Raw genomic sequence first — 17984 nt, 5'->3', positions numbered from 1 at the left:
GTGAACCGTGGGATGGGGGGACGATATAGGGCGTCCGTTGTAGGCGCGAATAGACAGAAACGGCCGGGAGGATGCGAGGTATCGGTTTCTGCGCGAAATTCCTGCTTGTGTAGGAGCGCGCCTTGCGCGCGACCGAACGAAGCGAAGGAATGAAGATGATCGCGAACGATGAGCGTGAGGCGTGATCGCAAAAACCGGTCGCGCGCAAGGCGCGCTCCTACACAAGCAGGTGGTCGCGCGGTGGCCTCACGACGGCAACACGCGGGCGGCGCCTACAGACAATTCTGTGTTGTTTTGCTACGTTGTCACCGCTGACTGCGCTGTCGGTTCACTCGTATTCGCAGGCAGCCTTCGCTCCAAGGCGGTGGGGGCGCATGCCATCGGGGATTGCCGTCCCCGATGACACGCTAACCACCGAGTCATCCTCAACTAGCACGAACTAGCAAGGAGTCGTCCATGGCTATCTGCCATTCTACGTCACTCGTCCGCCCGCCGCTTCTCCGCGGTGGCCCACCCTCCGGTGCCCGGGCCGTTCCGGCCCTGCCCGAACGCGGTTGACGAACCGCGGCGTTCGCCGCGCCTCTAGCGCTTTGGCCTTGCCGTACACATCCGGCGCGTTGCCGGCTGCCCGGTGATGGCCCGCTGACGCCGCATCCACTTCGACAATCACGCCGCCCGGCGTCCGCTCACGGACACGCCGGAGAGCCTCATCGTCCCGGAGCGATGCGCAGTAAAACGTCAACCTGACGTTGCGTTAACCCGTGGCACGTTCATGGAGTCCATGGCGTGCCACACCTGGGATGGGAGGGCGGCGCTGACCCATGGAGTCGTACATGAAGGACATCAACGAACACTGGATTCTGGAGGACGACGATGCGTCCACCGAGCGCTTGCTCAATGAAGCGACGGAGTGGCTGGCGTATGCGCAGGGCACCGCGCGGTTGCTGGCCGAAGTAGCGCATGAAGAGGCAGACGATGCAGACCATCGCGACCTGTCGCTGGCGATCGGCGGTGTGGCGGCGCTGGTGGCCGTCGGTCAGCACTGTGTGCAGCGCGCGCATGTGCAGGTGATGTTCGAGTCACCGTTGCTTCCGGACACGGAGGAGGTGCGCCATGGGGATTGAGATCGCGCAGATCACGATGGCGCTGGGCTTGATGGTGATTAACGTACTGGTATTCATGGATCGCCGCGAGGGTATGACCATCGCCATGCGCGGTGCGCGCGGATTCGCGGTGGCGGCCTTCGGCAGCGCGATCGTGGCCTTGCTGGCGATGGATCAGTTGATGATCCAGGTGTGGATTCATCCAAAGGATGAGACGACGTTTGTGTTGTTTCGGCTGGCGATGACGGGGATGGGATTGGCAACGTCGGGTGCTGTAGCGTTCTGGGTGTTGTCGCGGTGGAAAGTGTAGGAGCGCGCCTTGCGCGCGACCGGTGGAACGGCGGCGATGATGGGTTGCGCCATGAATGGTCGCGCGCAGGCGCGCTCCTACAGGAGGACTTTAGGCAGTGTGGCGATCAGTTGTCGTGCTTGTCGTGTTCGTGTTCCGGCGGCTTCTTTTCGTCGTGGTGTTCCTGCGGGCGCTGTTCCGGGCGGGGCTGGTTTCTGGGCTCCTGGCGCGGTGGCTCCTGGCGTTGGGGCTGCGGGCGCTGCTCCATGCGCTGCTGCTCGAAACGTTGCTGCTGTTCAGCACGTTGTTGCTCGGCGCGTTGCTGCTGTTGTTGCTGCTGTTGTTGCTGTTGCTGTTGCCTATGTTGCTCGAAGCGCTGTTCCGGGCGCGGGCCTTCGTTCCTGGGCTCCGGCCGCGAGGGTTCATTGGCCGGTGGTACGCGGGCTTCGTTGTGTGGCGCCTGCTGCTGCGGGTGCGGCGGGGTGGCCATGTCCATCCGGGGGGCGACGTGCGCTGCCTGCGGTGCCGTCGGGCGCTCGACACGGTCGTTGCGGAACATTGCGTTGGGCGTATGCGGCTGGCCTGGCGCGGCCTGCGGAGGCTGCGGACCGGCGCCGGGGGCCGCCGCATTGCGCTGGAAACCTTCCACGCCAGGGCGCGTCTGCGCCTGCGGCAGGTTGGGGTGCTCGTTGGGTGCCGTGGCGCGCATCATCTGCGGGCTGAAGTTCGGGCGCTGCATGTGCGCGAAGTCGGCGGCGCCGGCGGCCGGTGCGCCTGCGGCGGGCTGCCCGTTGTTGAAATGATTGTGGATGTTGTTGGTCGTGTTGTTGTTGACTGAATTGTTGACCGAGTTATTGATGTTGTTGACGTTGCCGAAGTTGTGGCGGTTGTCGATGTGCACCGAACGATTGACGTTCGTATAGTTGTTGATCACCGTGTTCCGGTTCACGACATACGGATGGTTGTCGTAGACCACGGCCGGCCGCGAGAAACCGCCACCGCCGCGGGGACCACCCCACGAGGTATTCCACGCATTCCAGCCCCACGGATGATCGTGGTGCCCGTGCGCGAACAGTTCGCCCACGAGCACGCCGACGCCGAACGAGACCAGCCCGGTGGCCACCAGGTCGCCACGGCTGATCGGCGGCGAATACCAGCGCTCGGAATACACCGTGGAATACACCGGCTCGCCGTAGACCACATCGGGGTCGTACTGCGGCACGTACACCACGTCGGATTGCGAGGGCTCGATCTCGATGGTCTCGGCCGGGGCCTCGACGATGCGCCGTTCTTCCACGGCGGCTGGCGCGGGCGCGGTTTCCACTACCTGTACCTTCTGCTGTGCTGAATCCTTCAGCGAGCCATGCGCGCGGGCGCGCTGGCGCATCACCTGGATGGCGTTCATCACGTCGGTGGGTTCCGCCGCGTAGGCCGCGCCGAGGGCGGCAGTCCAGTCGGCGTTTGTGGCGAGCTGGTCCACCACGGCGGGGAAGGCCACGAGGGCTTTCACGCTGGGGTCCCACGGCTGGGCGTCGGCGGCATCGATGAGGGCCGCGCCGGTGAGGTTGCGGTTGCCTTCGAGGAAGCTGCGCGCCTGGTTCACATCGTCCTGGTGGGTGGACGCAGCGAGCGTCAGCGCCACGAGCTTGTCGGGGAACAGCGCGATCGGCGACACCAGTGCATAGAGCTGCTCGGCCGTGGGCGGCTGGTAGACCGCCTGCTGCGATACCTGGGGGGCGCTCGCGCCCGGTGCGGGCGCCGGTTGCGCCGCCTCGTCGGGAGGGGCCTGGCGCTGGCAACCGGCAAGAAAACCGATCGTCGCGACCGACAGGGCAGACATCAGGAAGACATCCCTCGTGCTTCGTTTCATGGTGGCTTTTAGTCCCGGATCGGGGATCGATCCAACATGGCGCCAGATTCCGTTTTACTGCGTGACTGCGCGCTGTCTGCTGCCGTAATCACTTGCGAATCTGCAGGGGCATTTAGCTACGCGTCGGACTTCGCGGGAACCTGCGGGGGGACGACGGCGCCCTGCGTTAGAAGAGTGTTGGACGCAGCGTGGGCGAATTGCCGGATTTGGGGATGTTTTTACGCTGCAGTGCAGCAAGCAAGGGTATCCAAAGCCGGTTCCGGTCACCTCTGTTCGTGGATGAAAATAAAAACAATGAAAACCAATAAGTTGAAAATATATATCCAGCGTATTGACTAAAGATGGATCGATCCAAATTGCTCCTGAGAATTTCCGCACTGCACTATTTTGGTATTTTCATCAAAGTTATATAAATCAATACGTTGATGCTAACTTGTCATCCTTGGATCGAGTTAAAAAATTGGTTGACAACGTTGTCAGCCCACCCAAGAATCCGCCTCGTAACACCGGTGCAACGACACTGGGTTAACGCCGCCGGTTGCTCTCCCCACGTTTGGCCGCGGCGACAACGAACAGGGCACGGAACATTCAAGGGATCGAACGTCTTCGGAACGCTGGCGCAAGCCAGCGCGGTGGCGTTCGCTTCGCGAAAACAAACCAGCGGGGCTAAGGCAACCAGTGCGCGCGAGCGGCTTGTTCCGGCTATCCGATTCAATCTCCAGGAGATCGATGTGAACCACCGTATCAGCGCACTGAGCATGGCCATCATGGCCGGGCTGTTCGCCACGGGTAGCGTGATGGCGCAGGACGCAAGCACGACGACCCCGCCCGCCAAGACCGCCGCTGCCAAGAAGAACGAAGACCCGACCGCCGGCGCGCCGGGTTCGGCATCCGCGCAGGATGCCGCCAACCTCAACGGCATCACCGTCACCGGTATCCGTGCCAGCCTGCAGAAGTCGCTGGACCTGAAGCGCAACTCCGACTCCATCGTCGATGCCATCTCGGCCGAAGACGTGGGCAAGTTCCCGGACACCAACGTGGCCGAGTCGCTGTCGCACCTTCCGGGCATCAGCGTCGACCGCAATTTCGGCGAAGGCGACAAGGTCAGCATCCTGGGTACCGACCCGGCGCTTAACCGCCTGCTGCTCAACGGCCAGACCCTGGCCTCGACGAACTGGACGTCCGATCCGAACAACCCGGACAGCCGCTCGTTCGACTACAGCCTGCTCACCTCGGAAATCATCGGTAACGCCCAGGTCTACAAGACCCCGCAGGCGAACATCGACGAAGGCAGCATCGGCGGCACGGTCATCGTGAACACCCGTCGCCCGCTCGACCTGAAGGCCAACACCCTTACCGGCAACGTCAGCTACAGCTACAACGACCGCGCCGACCGCGGCAAGCCGAACGCCTCGGTGATGTACAGCTGGAAGAACCAGGACAACACCTTCGGCATCCTGGGTTCGGTGATGCACTCCGATCGCATCATCGATCGCCAGGGCACCGAAGTGTTCGGTTACCAGCGTGTCAATGACCCGACCGACACCAACGCAAGCCACCAGTTCGATCCGGCCGTGGTGCCGAAGAACCAGCAGGGCGTTTACCCGACGGCCGTCAACACCGCGTGGTTCCAGCAGGAACGCAAGCGTGACGGCGTGTCCACCGGCGTGCAGTGGAAGCCGAACGACGGCTTCGAGCTGAACTTCACCGGCCTGTACGTCACCGAGAAGTTCAACAACTTCAACCAGAGCCACTACGGCGAATGGTCCGGTTCGGCCAAGGACGCCACCCAGCTCGGCTTCGACAATGGCGTGGCCACCTCGGGCACCTACGGCCCGAACGCCGCCACCTACCTCGACGGCTACGAGCGCGAATCCACCGTCAACACCGGTACCGCGCAGCTGCGCGCCGACTGGTACGGCGACGGCTGGACGGCATCGAGCCAGATCGGCTACACCGGTTCCACGGGTGGTTCGGCAGGCATCTACAACGCCCAGTTCAAGAGCCTCGGCGGTTACACCTATAACCTCGACGGCCAGCATCCGCAGATCAACTTCAACAACGGCGACAACCCGAACCAGTCGCTGATCAATGGTGCAGGCTACAGCCATGCGCCCAGCTACGACCGCGAGCGTTACTTCCAGGCCGACTTCGCGCACGACGTCAGCTGGGGGCCGTTCAACCAGATCGAAACCGGCATCAAGGCCACCAACCATCTCGATGGCCAGGATGCGTATTCGTCGAACTTCCCGAACGACGTGCTTGCCGCCTCGGGCATGCCGCTGTCCAGCATTGCCGGCGGTGGTACCCCCAGCGGTTTCCTCGATGGCCTCTCGCCTGCCGGCAACATGGGTGACTGGACGACCATCAGCAAGAGCGGTCTGAAGAACTATGTGAACGCGCTGAAGGACAAGTATGGCTATTCGCTCGATCCGAAGGCGACGTACAGCATCGCCGAGCAGAATCGCGCGTTCTACCTGCAGGGTGATTTCTCGGGCGACGACTACCGCGGTAACCTCGGCGTGCGCTACTTCCGCACCCGTGACACGGTCAACGGCTATTCCAACATCGGCAACAACCAGTACGCACCGGTGAACAAGCGCAGCAGCTACCACGACTGGCTGCCGTCGCTGAACATCGCCTACGACGCGGCCGAGAACGTCACCCTGCGTTTCGGCGCTGCGAAGACGATCGCCCGTCCGCGCTACCAGCAGATGACCCCGTACGTGGCGCTGGACGACCGAACCCTTACCGGTTCGAGCGGCAACATCAACCTCAAGCCGTACAAGTCGACCAACTACGACTTCTCGGCCGAGTGGTACTTCTCGGAGAACAGCCTGCTGTCGGCCGAATTGTTCTATCGCCGCATCTCGGGTTACATCCTCAACACCAACGTCGAGCAGACGCAGTTCAACCTGACGACCCAGCAGAACGCCGTGTACCAGATGCAGGTGCCGATCAATGCCGGTGTTGCCAAGGTCAAGGGCGTGTCGCTGACCTATCAGCAGAACTTCAAGTACGGTTTCGGCATGCTTGCCAACTACACGTACTCGGATGTGGACACCAGCAACGACTTCCCGCTGCCGTACAACTCGAAGAACTCCTTCAACCTGTCGCCGTTCTTCGAGCAGGGTCCGTGGAGCGCTCGCGTGACCTACAGCTGGCGTTCGTCGTACTTCACCTCGATCGCACAGTTGCAGTCGCAGCAGATCACGGGCATCTTCCGTGAACTGGATGCCTCGGTCGGCTACCAGATCAACGACCACATGCGTGTGTCGCTGGATGCCACCAACCTGCTCGACGAGACCTACTACCAGTATGACAACACGCCTTCGGAGCCGCTCAATGCGTACAAGAACGGTCGTACCTACACGGTGTCGCTGGGCTTGAAGCTGTGATGCGCCGCGCGTCGTTGGCCCTGGCGTTCTGGCTGGCCGCCGGAGCGGCCAGTGCCACCGTGCCGGCGGAGAGAGACCTCTCCGCTGGCTGGCGCTTCCGCCTTGCCCAAGGGGCGGAAGCCGACGCGCATGCAAACCTGAAGGACTGGCAGCCGGCCCACGTGCCGGGTGCCGTCCAGACAGACCTGTTGGCGCTGGGACGGATCGAGGATCCGTTCTGGCGTGACAACGAGGCCGGCCTGCAATGGATCGGCCTCGCCAACTGGGATTATCGACTCGAGATCGACGTGGACGCGGCCACCCTGGCACGCGGTCACGTCGATCTCGTTTTCGACGGTCTGGATACCTTTGCTGAGGTTAATCTCAACGGTAAGAAGCTGGTCGCGGCGGACAACATGTTCCGCCAGTGGCGCCTGCCGGTGAAGGACACCCTGCACAAGGGCAGCAATACCCTGGAAGTGCATTTCCAGTCCCCCATTTCGCGTCTGCTTCCCTGGTTGATGAAACAGCCGTATTCGTTGCCGGGCGAGTTCGATTCCGCCTTCGGCGACGAACCCAAGGGCAAGCAGACCTCCAATTACGTGCGCAAGGCCAACTACCAGTACGGCTGGGACTGGGGTCCGCGCTACGTCACCGCCGGCATCTGGCGCCCGGTGCGCCTGGAAACCTGGGACACCCTGCGCCTGGCCGATTTCCACGTGGCCCAGCAGCATGTGGATGCCGACAACGCCCAGCTCGACGCACAGTTCGACGTGCGCAGCGACAAGGCCGGCCCCGTGATGCTCAAGGTCGACTGGAAAGCGCCCGACGGCAGCCACGGCCACGAAGAGCGCACCGTGACCCTTGCCAAGGGCGAGAATCACGTGGCGTTGCCGGTGGCCATTGCCCATCCGCAGCGCTGGTGGCCGGTGGGCTACGGTGAGCCCAGTCTCTATACGTTCCATGCCGAGGTCGCCAGCGACGGCGCTACGCTGGCCAGCACCGATCGCGAGACCGGCCTGCGCAGTGTCGAGCTGCGTCGCGAGAAGGATCAATGGGGCCGTGGCTTCGCCTTCGTGGTCAACGGCGTGCCCATCTTTGCCAAGGGCGCCAACCTTATCCCGTTCGACAGCTTCCCCTCGCGCGTCACGCCTGAGCGGATGGAGGCCATCCTGCGTTCGGCACACGACGCCAACATGAACATGCTGCGTATGTGGGGCGGCGGCACCTATCAGGACGACGCGTTCTACACCCTGGCCGACCGCATGGGCCTGATGATCTGGCAGGACTTCATGTTCGGCGGTGCCATCACACCGTACGACGCCGATTTCCGCGAGAGCACCCGCATCGAGGCCGTGGAGCAGGTCACCCGCCTGCGCGATCACCCGTCGATCGTGCTGTGGGCCGGCAACAACGAAGTGCAGACTGGCTGGGACGACTGGCCGGATCGCCAGGACTTCCGCAAGTTCGTCAATGCCGACGAGGTCAGGCGCATCGACGACGGCATGCGCGACATCTTCGACAAGACCCTGCGCAAGGTGGTGAAGGATCTCTCGCCGCAGGTGCCGTACTGGGCCAGCTCGCCCAGCACCGATTTCGATGGTCCGGCCAACGTCGAGAACGACGGCGATTTCCATTACTGGAAGGTCTGGTCGGGTTCCGAGCCCATCTCTCACTATCTCGACATTACGCCGCGCTTCCAGTCGGAGTACGGCCTGCAGTCCTTCCCGGTGATGGCCACGATCAAGGCCTTCGCGAAACCGGAAGACATGCAGCCGGAATCGAAGGTGATGCGTGCGCACCAGAAATTCGCCAACGGCGACGGCAACCAGCGCCTGCTGCTGTACATCCGCCAGGAATACGGCGAGCCGAAGGATTTTCCGTCGTTCGTGTACCTGAGCCAGGTGATGCAGGCCGAAGGCATCGAGCTGGCCGCCGAGCACCTGCGCAGCGCACGTCCGCGCAGCATGGGCTCGTTGTACTGGCAGCTCAACGATGTGTGGCCGGGCGCGTCCTGGGCCTCGGTCGATTACTTCAACCGCTGGAAGGCCCTGCAATTCCATGCGAAGCGCTTCTATGCGCCGGTGGACGTGGTGCCGCTGCGCCGTAACGGCGTGACCGAGGTGTTCGCGGTCTCCGATCGCACCAGCGCTTTCGATGCCAGCCTGCGCGTGCGCGTCTACGACATGGGTGGCAAGTTGTTGCGCGAATCCAGCCAGCCCGTGCATGCGCCGGCGCTGTCCAGCACCTCCGTGCTGAAGCTCGATGACGCCGCGCTGCTCAAGGGCGCCGATCCGAAACACACCGTGGTGTCCTTCGAGCTGGTGGAACAGGGCGCGCCGGTAACACGTCACCTGCTTTACTTCGGCGCGGCGCGCGACCTGGCGCTGCCGAAGCCGGAACTGCAATGGGACGTGCGCGAGGCCGGTCAGGGTCTGGTGGTTACGGTCAAGGCGAAGCGCCTGGCCCGTGCCGTCTGGATCGATACCGCAGACACCGACGTGCGACTTGCCGACAATGCATTTGACCTGCTGCCCGGCGAAAGCCGCGAGATCGCCGTCGATGGCAAGGTCGATGCCGCCACCCTGCGCCATGCCCTCTCGGTCATGTCGCTGGTCGATGCCCTGAAGGAGAACATGCCTTGAATCCAAGCCGTCGTAACCTGCTCAAGTGGCTGTCGCTGGCTCCCGGTCTTGCCGTGGCCGGCGGCGTCGGTACGGCCTTCGCCGCGCCGCGCTTCGTGAGCAAGCGCCCCCCGGTGGAGCGTCGCAAGTTCACGAGCCCGGCCGTCGAGGCATTGATCGTCGCCGCGAAGAAGAAGATCGCCGATCCTGAGCTGGCGTGGCTGTTCGAGAACTGCTTCCCGAATACCCTGGACACCACGGTCGAGGTCGGTCGCCTGGACGGCTTCGAAGATACCTTCGTCGTTACCGGCGACATCGATGCGATGTGGCTGCGCGATTCGTCCGCCCAGGTCTGGCCGTACCTGCCGCTGGCTGCGAAGGACGAAGCCCTGCGCAAGCTGTTCCGCGGCCTGATCCGTCGCCAGTCGCGCTGTATTTCCATCGACCCCTACGCCAACGCCTTCCTGCCCGATCCGAAGGCCAAGAGCACGCTCGACTGGGCGCAGGCCGACGACACGGACATGCGTCCGGGCGTGGCCGAGCGCAAATGGGAAATCGATTCGCTGTGCTATCCCGTGCGCCTGGCGCACGGCTACTGGCAGACCACGGGTGACCGCGAGCCGTTCGACGACAGCTGGCGCGAGGCGTCGAAGTTGATCGTGCGCACCTTCCGCGAACAGCAGCGCAAGGATGGCCCGGGTCCGTATCATTTCCAGCGCCAGTCGCCGCACCCCAGCGAAAGCCAGTTCCTCAAGGGCTACGGCAATCCCACCCGTCCGGTGGGCATGATCCACCAGATGTTCCGTCCTTCGGACGACGCGACGCTGTACCCGTTCAATATCCCCGGCAACCTGTTCGCCGTGATCACCCTGCGCCGTCTCGCGCAGATGCACGCGAGCCTGTATGGCGACACCACGTTCGCGGCCGAGTGCAATGCCTTGGCCGACGAAGTGGCGAACGCCATCGAACAGTACGGCGTGGTCAAGGGCGAGCAGGGCGACTACTGGGCCTACGAAGTGGACGGCTACGGGCAGCAGCTTTTCATGGACGATGCCAACGTCCCCAGCCTGCTGGCATTGCCGTACCTGGAATGCACGCCGCGCGATGCCCGCTACGCGCGTACGCGTGCCCAGGTGTGGAGCACGCACAACCCGTACTTCTTCAAGGGCAAGGCCGCCGAAGGTATCGGTGGCCCGCATGAGGGCCTGCGCATGATCTGGCCGATGTCGATCATGATGAAGGCCTTCACCACCGACGACGTGGCCGAAATCCGCCAGTGCCTCACCTGGCTGAAGACCACGCACGCAGGCACGGGCTTCATGCACGAGGCTTTCGACCAGGACGACCCGGCGACGTATACGCGCAGCTGGTTTGCCTGGGCCAACACGCTGTTTGGCGAACTCATCGTGCATCTTGCCGGCACGACCCCCGATTCACTGCGGCGCGTCTGACGCGCCGCCCCTGTTTGGAGCGATTCATGGTTACTCGTCGACGTTTTCTCCAGGGCATGGCTGCGGCCACCGCCATCGGCCAGCTCGGCTCCCTCTCCGCGCTTGCCCATGGCGTACAGCGCGCCGTGAACACGCCTTCCGCCAGCGGCGGCACCGCCGCGGAGGGCATCCTGGGTTACGTCGACGTTTTCGTCGGCACGGGCGGCCATGGTCACACCTATCCCGGTGCGACCCGGCCGTTCGGCATGATGCAGCTCAGCCCCGATACGTATAACGCCGAGTGGGACGGTTCGTCCGGTTACCACCAGGGCGACGGTTCGATCATGGGCTTCTCGCACACCCACCTGTCCGGCACGGGTGCGAGCGACATGCTCGACTTCCTGGTGATGCCGTCGATGGGTCCGGTGCTGTTGCAGCCGGGTGATCGCGATTACGACGGCGTGAACTACGTATCGCGCTATGACGCGGCCAAGATCAGCGGCGAGAAGGCCCCCAAGGGCTACAAGACCGGCGTGAAGGGCTACCGCTCGCATTACACGGGCGAGCAGGCGCATCCGGGCTACTACCGCGTCAAGCTCACCAAGCACGACATCCTTGCCGAACTCACGGCCACGCTGCGCGCGGGCATCCATCGCTACACCTTTGCGAAGGATGGCGATGCCCACGTGCTGCTGGACATGACCCACGGCTTCCAGGACAACCCGCGCGAAGCTACCCGCGTCAGCGACGTCGAAGTGCGTGTGATCGGCAACGACACCCTGGTGGGTGGCCGTCGCGTCTACCAGTGGGCTTCGGGTCGCGTGATCTACTTCGCGATGAAGGTGTCGCGTCCATTCAAGGAAGTCACCTTGTACGACGGTGGCAAGGCCCTGCCGAAGGGCACCAGCGAAGCCAGGAGCGATACGCTGAAGGCTGCCATCCACTTCGACCATGCGTCGAAGGAGCCGCTGCTGGTCAAGGTGGGTATCTCCGGCGTGGATATCGATGGCGCCATGCGCAACCTCGATGGCGAAATCCCGGCGTGGGACTTCGACGGCGTGCGTGCCTCGGCCGAGGCCGAGTGGACCACCGAACTGTCGAAGATCCAGATCGACACCACCTCGGACAAGATCCGCAAGACGTTCTACAGCTCGCTTTACCACTCGATGCTCGCCCCGACCGTGTTCAGCGACATCGATGGTCGTTACCGCGGCATGGACAAGGCGGTGCATACGCTGCCGGAAGGCCGTCACAACTACAGCACCTACTCGCTGTGGGACACCTATCGCGCCGAGCATCCGCTGTTCACGCTGTACCAGGCCGATCGCGTGCCGGACATCGTCGATGGTCTCGTGCGCCTGGCCGTGGAAAGCCCGAGCGGTGCGCCCGTGTGGCCGCTGCAGGGTGTCGAGACGGTATGCATGATCGGTTACCACTCCGCCGTGGTCGTTGCCGAGGCGCAGGCCAAGGGTTTCAAGGGCATCGATTATGCGAAGGCATGGCCGGTGTTCCGCCGTCGCGCGATGCAGGACGACTACTTCGGCCTGCCGTACTACCGCAAGATGGGTTTCATCCCCAGCGACAAGGAAGGCGAGGCGGTCAGCAAGACGCTCGAATACGCTTATGACGACTGGGCCGTGGCACACATGGCCGAGGCGCTCGGTCACACCGACGATGCCGACCTGCTGCGCAAGCGTTCACGCAACTACGCCAACGTGTTCGACAAGGACACGCAGTTCACGCGTCCGCGCGATGCGGATGGCAAGTGGATCGAGCCGTTCGACCCGATCGCCATCGGTCATTCGAACCGCTGGCGTGACTTCACCGAGTCCAATGCCTGGCAGGCTACCTTCCTCAACCAGCACGACGTGTATCACTACATGACGCTGTTCGGTGGCGAGGCGGCGTTCGAGAAGAAGCTCGACGGCCTGTTCAATGCCGATCCGCGCCTGCCGGACAATGCGCCGCCGGATATCGCTGGCATGGTGGGGCAGTACGCGTTCGGCAACGAGCCGGGGCACCACATGCCCTACCTCTACGCCTACTCGGGTTCGCACCACAAGACGCAGGCCCGCGTGCGCATGCTGCTCGACACGATGTACATGCCGGAGCCGGACGGCCTGCCGGGCAACGAAGACTGCGGCCAGATGAGCGCGTGGTACATCATGAGCGCCATGGGCATCTATTCGGTGGACCCGGTGAGCACGAACTATGTGTTCGGCAGCCCGGTGATCGACAAGGCGCAGATCCAGCTCGGCGGCGGCAAGGTGCTCACCATCGAGGCGAAGGAAAACGGTGCCGACCGTCCATACATCCAGTCGGTTACCTGGAACGGCCAGCCGTGGTCGAAGACGTGGATCTCCCACGCCGAACTCGCCGCCGGCGGCACGCTCACCTTCGTGATGGGCGACAAGCCGAACGAGGCCTTCGGCAAGGCCATGGTCGACCGCCCGCCGTCCTACGGCCAGCCCGCCGCCTGATAGACCACGGTCGCGCGCAAGGCGCGCTCCTACAACGTAGCTATTACATGTAGGAGCGTGCTTGCGCGCGACGGGTGTTGCGATGCCCTCCGGTCGCGCGCAAGGCGCGCTCCTGCAACGTAGCTATTACATGTAGGAGCGTGCTTGCGCGCGACGGGTGTTGCGATAACCTCCGGTCGCGCGCAAGGCGCGCTCCTACATCCAGTTGCCACCCAGGGCTTGCACCAGGGCTGCCGAATCCTGCAGGCGGGTGGCCTGGGCCTGGATCTTCGCGATGCGTGCCTGTTGCCAGGCCTGTCGCGCCGTAATCGCTGCCAGCGTACCTACATAACCCAGTCGCTGCTGCTCACCCGTGAGCTTCATCGTGCGCTGCGCCGCCACCTCGGCATCGTTCGCCGCCGCATAGGCATGAGCATCTTCCTCCAGCGCATACAGCGTGTCGGCCACATCCTGGAATGCCCCCAGCACCACGCCCCGATACTGCGCCGCCGACTGCCGCAACTCCGCTTCGGCCGAACGCTGCTTATGCTTCAGCGCACCGAAGTCGAATACGCTCTGCGTCACGCTGCCAGCCAGCGACCAGAACACATTGTCATCCGTGAACATCCGCGAGAACGTCGTGGCGCTGCTGCCATAGCTGGCCGTGAGATTCAGCTGGGGCAGGCGGCTCGCCAGTGCGATACCCACAGCCGCACTGGCCGCCTGCACATCGGTTTCGGCTGCCTTTACGTCGGGACGCTGGTCCACCAGCTTCGCCGGCACCACCTCCGGTAACGTCGCAGGCAGCGTCAGGCCATCCATGACGAACTCGGGCGAGCCGCCATCGGCCGGCGCCTCGCCACATAACACGGCCAGCAGGTCGCGATTCTGCGCCAGCTGCTTGCGCAAACCGGGCAGGGCCTGGCGAGACTGTGCCAGTGCGCTTTCCTGCGCGGCCACATCCATCGCCGAGGCATAGCCAAGGCGCGCCTGGTCACGAAGAACCGCCAGCGCACGCTCACCATCGGCAATGACTTCGTTGGTCGCATCGATCTGCGCACGCAGCGAGGCTTCCGTGATCGCCGCGTTGACCACGTTGGTTGCGATGGTCAGCCGTGCGGCGTCGAGCTGGTAGCGCTGCCCCTCGGCCTGAGCCGATAACGATTCGACGGTGCGCCGGTTGAGACCGAACACATCCGGCGCATAGTTCACGTCCAGTCGTGCGGTATGCAGGCTGTAATACGTGGCGTTATTGGAGAGCGTCGGCGACAGGGTGCCCACGGCATCACGCTGGCGCGAAGGCGCATAGCTCAGCTGCGCTGACGGAAAATAAGTGGCCCGCTGCGCCGCAACGTTTTCCCGCGCCGCATCCAGCGCCGCCAGCGCGGCATCCAGCGAGGCATTGTGGGCCAGCGCCTGCTTCACCCGTGCATCGAGCGCGGCCGAGCCGAACATCGTCCACCATTCGGCCTGCACAGGTGCAGGGCTGAAGCGCTGTGCCTGCGCGGTATCCGTGCCAATGACCGCAGGCTGCTCGCCGCGCACGTAGCCAGAAGGTGCCGGCAGCGACGGACGCTTGTAGTCAGGGCCGGCAGCGCAGCCGGCACATATCGTCGCGATGGCGGCACACAGTACGAGGGAGCGGATCATGGCGTGCCTCCACGCTGGCGACGGCGGCGTTGCGACCATTCGACCACCATCACCTGCAAGGCCGGCGCGACAACAAGCAACATGACCGGACCGATCAGCATGCCGCCGACCACCACCGTGGCCAGTGGGCGCTGCACCTGGCTGCCGATACCGTGCGACAGCGCGGCGGGAAGCAGGCCGATGCACGCCGACAGGGCGGTCATCAGCATCGGGCGCATGCGCTGCTCGGCCGCGCGATACATGGCTTCCAGCGGCGTCAGTCCCTCGAGGACGAGATGGTTGAAGTAAGTAATCACCAGGATGCCGTTCATGACCGACACGCCGAACAGCGAGACGAAGCCAATGGCCGCCGACACGCTGAGATCCAGCCCCGTCAGATACAGCGCCACGATGCCGCCTGCGATGGAGAAGGGGATGGCTGCCAGCGTGAGCAGGCTGTCACGCAAGGAATTGAACAAGGCAAACAGCAGGGCGAGGATCAGGCCCATGGCGATCGGCAGTACGATGGCAAGCCGGTGCTTCGCCTGTTGCAGGTCTTCGAACTCGCCCGCCCAGATGAGGTGATAACCCGACGGCAACACGACATGCTTTGCGATCCGCTCCTGTGCTTCGGCCACGGTGCCACCCAGGTCGCGGCCACGTACGCTGAATTTCACGGGCACGAAGCGCTCGTTGCGTTCGTGGTAAATGTACGAGGCACCGGTATCCAGGCTGATGTCGGCCACGTCACGCAGCGGCACGTAACCCGTGCCCCCGTCGGAACGCGTGTAGTTGACCTGGATATTGCCGATGTCGGCGAGGCTCTTGCGGTACTCCGGCGACAATCGCACCACCAGCGGGAACTGGCGATCGTCTTCCTGCACCGTCGATGCCTGCGTACCGGCAGCGGCCGCCTGGAGCACCGTGTTCACATCGCCGGTGTTGAGGCCATAGCGCGCGGCCTTCTTGCGGTCCACCACGATGTTGAGGTTGGGCTGGCCCAGTACGTGGAATACGCCGAGGTCCTCGATGCCGCGTACCTGCTGCATCTGGGCCTGCACCTGGTCGGCAAGGTTTTCCAGCACCTTGAGATCCTGGCCGACGATCTTCACCGAGTTGGCGCCTTTCACGCCGGACAGCCCTTCCTCGATGTTGTCCTGGATGTACTGGGAGAAATTGAAATCCACGCCGGGTAGCGCATCCTCGAACTCGTGGGTGAGGTCCTCGACGAGCTTTGCCTTGGTGTGGCCGGCCGGCCAATCGTCCTGGGATTTCAGCGGTACGAAGAGTTCCACGTTGTAGAACCCGGACGCATCGCTGCCGTCATCGGGGCGACCATGCTGCGAGACGACGGTGATCACCTCCGGGTGGCGCAGCAGGATCTCGCGCAGCACATGCACCTTGTCTTCGCCGGCTTCCAGCGAGATGGTGGTGGGCATGGTGGCTCGGATCCACAGGTTGCCTTCTTCCAGTGCGGGGAGGAATTCCGTGCCGACACGCGTGCACAGCAGGCCGGCGAGACCCAGGAAGACCACGCCCAGCGTGACGGTCAGCCCCCGGCGCTCAAGTGCCCAACGCAGTGCCGGTGAATAGACCTTGCGGATCGCACGCACGAACCAGGTTTCCACTTCCTCGACATGGCGCGGAAGCAGCAGGGAGGCCAGTACGGGCGAGATGGTGAAGGTGGCAATCAGCGCACCGGACAGCGCATAAGCATAGGTGCGCGCCATCGGATTGAAGATCTGGCCTTCCACGCCCTGCATGGTGAACAGGGGGATGAAGGCCGCCACCGTGATCGCCGAGGAGAACAACACTGCGCGATCCACCTGCAGGGTGCTGATGAACAGGATGCGCAGGCGATCCGTCCAGCCGCGCGATGCAGGTCCGTGCAGGTATTCACGCAGTTCGCCCTGGGCGCTGTCGTGGAGCAGGGCCTGCCGTTCTTCCTTGGTCTTCTGGAAGTTACGGAAGACATTCTCGATCAGGATCACCGCCGAATCGACGATGATGCCGAAGTCCACCGCACCCAGGGACAACAGGTTCGCCGAGTCGCCCATCAGCACCAGGATGATGATGCTGAAAAACAGGGCAATGGGAATGTTCGCGCTGACGATGATCGCGCTGCGCAGGTCGCCCAGGAAGACCCACTGGATCAGGAACACCAGGATGCAGCCGAAGATGAGGTTGTGCAGCACCGTGTGCGTGGTGACGCCGACGAGCGTGGAGCGGTCGTAGAACGGTTGCAGCAGTACCCCATGCGGCAGGGTTCCGTCGCTGTTGAGCTTGTCGACCTCGCTCTTTACCGCGGCCACGACCTCGTTGGTCTGCAAGGTGCGGTTCATCACGACGATGCCGGTGACCACGTCGTCCTGGTGATCGCGTCCGGCCTTGCCCAGGCGTGGCACGGCGCCGATCTTCACCGTGGCGACGTCCTTCACCCGGATCGGCGCGCCGTTGTTCTGGTTGAGCACGACCTCGGCGATGTCGTCGACATCCTTCACCAGGCCGACGCCACGGATATTCACCGACTGCTGGCCGATGTTGACGGTGCGGCCGCCGACATTGGTGTTCGCATTGCCGATAGCCGCGACCAGCTGGGGCAGGGTCACGTTATAGCCCTGCAATTTGTGCAGGTCGGCCTCGACGTCGTACTCCTTCGTGGTGCCGCCCCAGGTCACGACCTGGGCAATGCCCGGGACGGAAAGCAGCCGGCGGGTGACCACCCAGTCCTGCAACGTGCGCAGTTCGGTGAGGCTGGTGCCCGGAGGCCCCACCAGCTGGTAGCGCATGATCTCGCCGACGAGGCTGGATGCCTGGATCTGCGGCTGTACGCCGCCGGGCAGGCTCACGTTCTGCTGCAACGCGAGCGCGGCCTGGGTGTAGTCGAAGTAGTAATCGGTGCCGTAATTGAAGGTCACGCGCACGAACGACAGGCCGTAGAACGACGTGGAGCGGATGCTCTGCACGCCAGGCACGGTGGCGAGGCCCACCTCCATGGGACGGGTGAAGCTGCGTTCCATTTCCTCGGCGGACAGGCCGGCCGACTGCGCGGTGATCTCCAGGATCACGGGTGCGGGGTTCGGGTAGGCCTCAATGTTAAGCCTGGCGTAGGCGGCAATGCCGGCAACGGCGAAGGCCACCAGCGCCATCAGGACGATGGCCCGGCGGGTCAGGGCGAAGGCGACGATACCTCTGAGCACGAT

Annotated in this window: 9 protein-coding genes; 6 read left to right on the top strand and 3 right to left on the bottom strand. The window is 63.7% G+C overall.

The window, feature by feature from the left end; all coding sequences use genetic code 11:
• Positions 1 to 833 precede the first annotated feature (833 nt).
• Together KR767_RS02495 and KR767_RS02490 are read left to right on the top strand one after the other, a co-directional pair.
• The gene (locus KR767_RS02495) at positions 834 to 1124 is read left to right on the top strand and encodes a hypothetical protein (RefSeq protein ID WP_250877983.1); all 291 of its coding nucleotides are present in this window, start codon (positions 834 to 836) and stop codon (positions 1122 to 1124) included.
• Positions 1114 to 1413, top strand: a complete 300-nt coding sequence (locus KR767_RS02490) for a hypothetical protein (protein WP_250877982.1) — start codon at positions 1114 to 1116, stop codon at positions 1411 to 1413. Before KR767_RS02495 ends, KR767_RS02490 begins: the two co-directional genes overlap by 11 nt.
• A 106-nt stretch (positions 1414 to 1519) precedes the next feature.
• Here the strand turns inward: KR767_RS02490 and KR767_RS02485 are convergent, their stop codons facing one another.
• A complete protein-coding gene (locus tag KR767_RS02485; RefSeq protein ID WP_250877981.1) occupies positions 1520 to 3232 on the bottom strand; it encodes a DUF3300 domain-containing protein in 1713 nt (570 codons plus the stop codon).
• 788 nt (positions 3233 to 4020) lie between these two features.
• On the opposite strand from KR767_RS02485, the gene KR767_RS02480 reads away from it, so the two are divergent.
• From KR767_RS02480 to KR767_RS02465, 4 genes are read left to right on the top strand one after another with little or no spacing between them, the layout of a single operon-like run.
• Positions 4021 to 6660 carry a TonB-dependent receptor gene (locus tag KR767_RS02480; RefSeq protein ID WP_425602764.1) on the top strand — a complete coding sequence of 880 codons (2640 nt, stop codon included), beginning with the start codon at positions 4021 to 4023 and terminating at the stop codon, positions 6658 to 6660.
• Positions 6660 to 9284: a beta-mannosidase gene (locus KR767_RS02475; protein ID WP_250877979.1), complete on the top strand. Its 2625-nt coding sequence runs from the start codon at positions 6660 to 6662 to the stop codon at positions 9282 to 9284. Before KR767_RS02480 ends, KR767_RS02475 begins: the two co-directional genes overlap by 1 nt.
• Entirely contained in the window at positions 9281 to 10714 is a 1434-nt protein-coding gene (locus KR767_RS02470) for a glycoside hydrolase family 125 protein (protein WP_425602717.1), read from the top strand. Before KR767_RS02475 ends, KR767_RS02470 begins: the two co-directional genes overlap by 4 nt.
• Before the next feature lie 26 nt (positions 10715 to 10740).
• Entirely contained in the window at positions 10741 to 13173 is a 2433-nt protein-coding gene (locus KR767_RS02465; protein ID WP_250877978.1) for a GH92 family glycosyl hydrolase, read from the top strand.
• 195 nt (positions 13174 to 13368) lie between these two features.
• Here KR767_RS02465 and KR767_RS02460 read toward each other — a convergent pair whose 3' ends face one another.
• A complete protein-coding gene (locus KR767_RS02460) occupies positions 13369 to 14802 on the bottom strand; it encodes an efflux transporter outer membrane subunit (protein ID WP_250877977.1) in 1434 nt (477 codons plus the stop codon).
• Positions 14799 to 17981 carry an efflux RND transporter permease subunit gene (locus KR767_RS02455; protein ID WP_250877976.1) on the bottom strand — a complete coding sequence of 1061 codons (3183 nt, stop codon included), beginning with the start codon at positions 17979 to 17981 and terminating at the stop codon, positions 14799 to 14801. The genes KR767_RS02460 and KR767_RS02455 overlap by 4 nt, the downstream gene beginning before the upstream one ends.
• Between the last annotated feature and the right edge of the window lie 3 nt (positions 17982 to 17984).

Origin of the sequence: Luteibacter anthropi, from assembly GCF_023699965.1 — a bacterium.
GTDB classification, from domain to species: domain Bacteria; phylum Pseudomonadota; class Gammaproteobacteria; order Xanthomonadales; family Rhodanobacteraceae; genus Luteibacter; species Luteibacter anthropi.
This window is presented reverse-complemented; position numbering and strand designations above follow the sequence as displayed.

Bases quoted from the DNA above. Each gene is read 5' to 3' on its own strand.
- KR767_RS02495 (WP_250877983.1), top strand. From the start codon at position 834: ATGAAGGACATCAACGAACACTGGATTCTGGAGGACGACGATGCGTCC.
- KR767_RS02490 (WP_250877982.1), top strand. From the start codon at position 1,114: ATGGGGATTGAGATCGCGCAGATCACGATGGCGCTGGGCTTGATGGTG.
- KR767_RS02485 (WP_250877981.1), bottom strand. From the start codon at position 3,232: ATGTCTGCCCTGTCGGTCGCGACGATCGGTTTTCTTGCCGGTTGCCAG.
- KR767_RS02480 (WP_425602764.1), top strand. From the start codon at position 4,021: ATGGCCATCATGGCCGGGCTGTTCGCCACGGGTAGCGTGATGGCGCAG.
- KR767_RS02475 (WP_250877979.1), top strand. From the start codon at position 6,660: ATGCGCCGCGCGTCGTTGGCCCTGGCGTTCTGGCTGGCCGCCGGAGCG.
- KR767_RS02465 (WP_250877978.1), top strand. From the start codon at position 10,741: ATGGTTACTCGTCGACGTTTTCTCCAGGGCATGGCTGCGGCCACCGCC.
- KR767_RS02460 (WP_250877977.1), bottom strand. From the start codon at position 14,802: ATGATCCGCTCCCTCGTACTGTGTGCCGCCATCGCGACGATATGTGCC.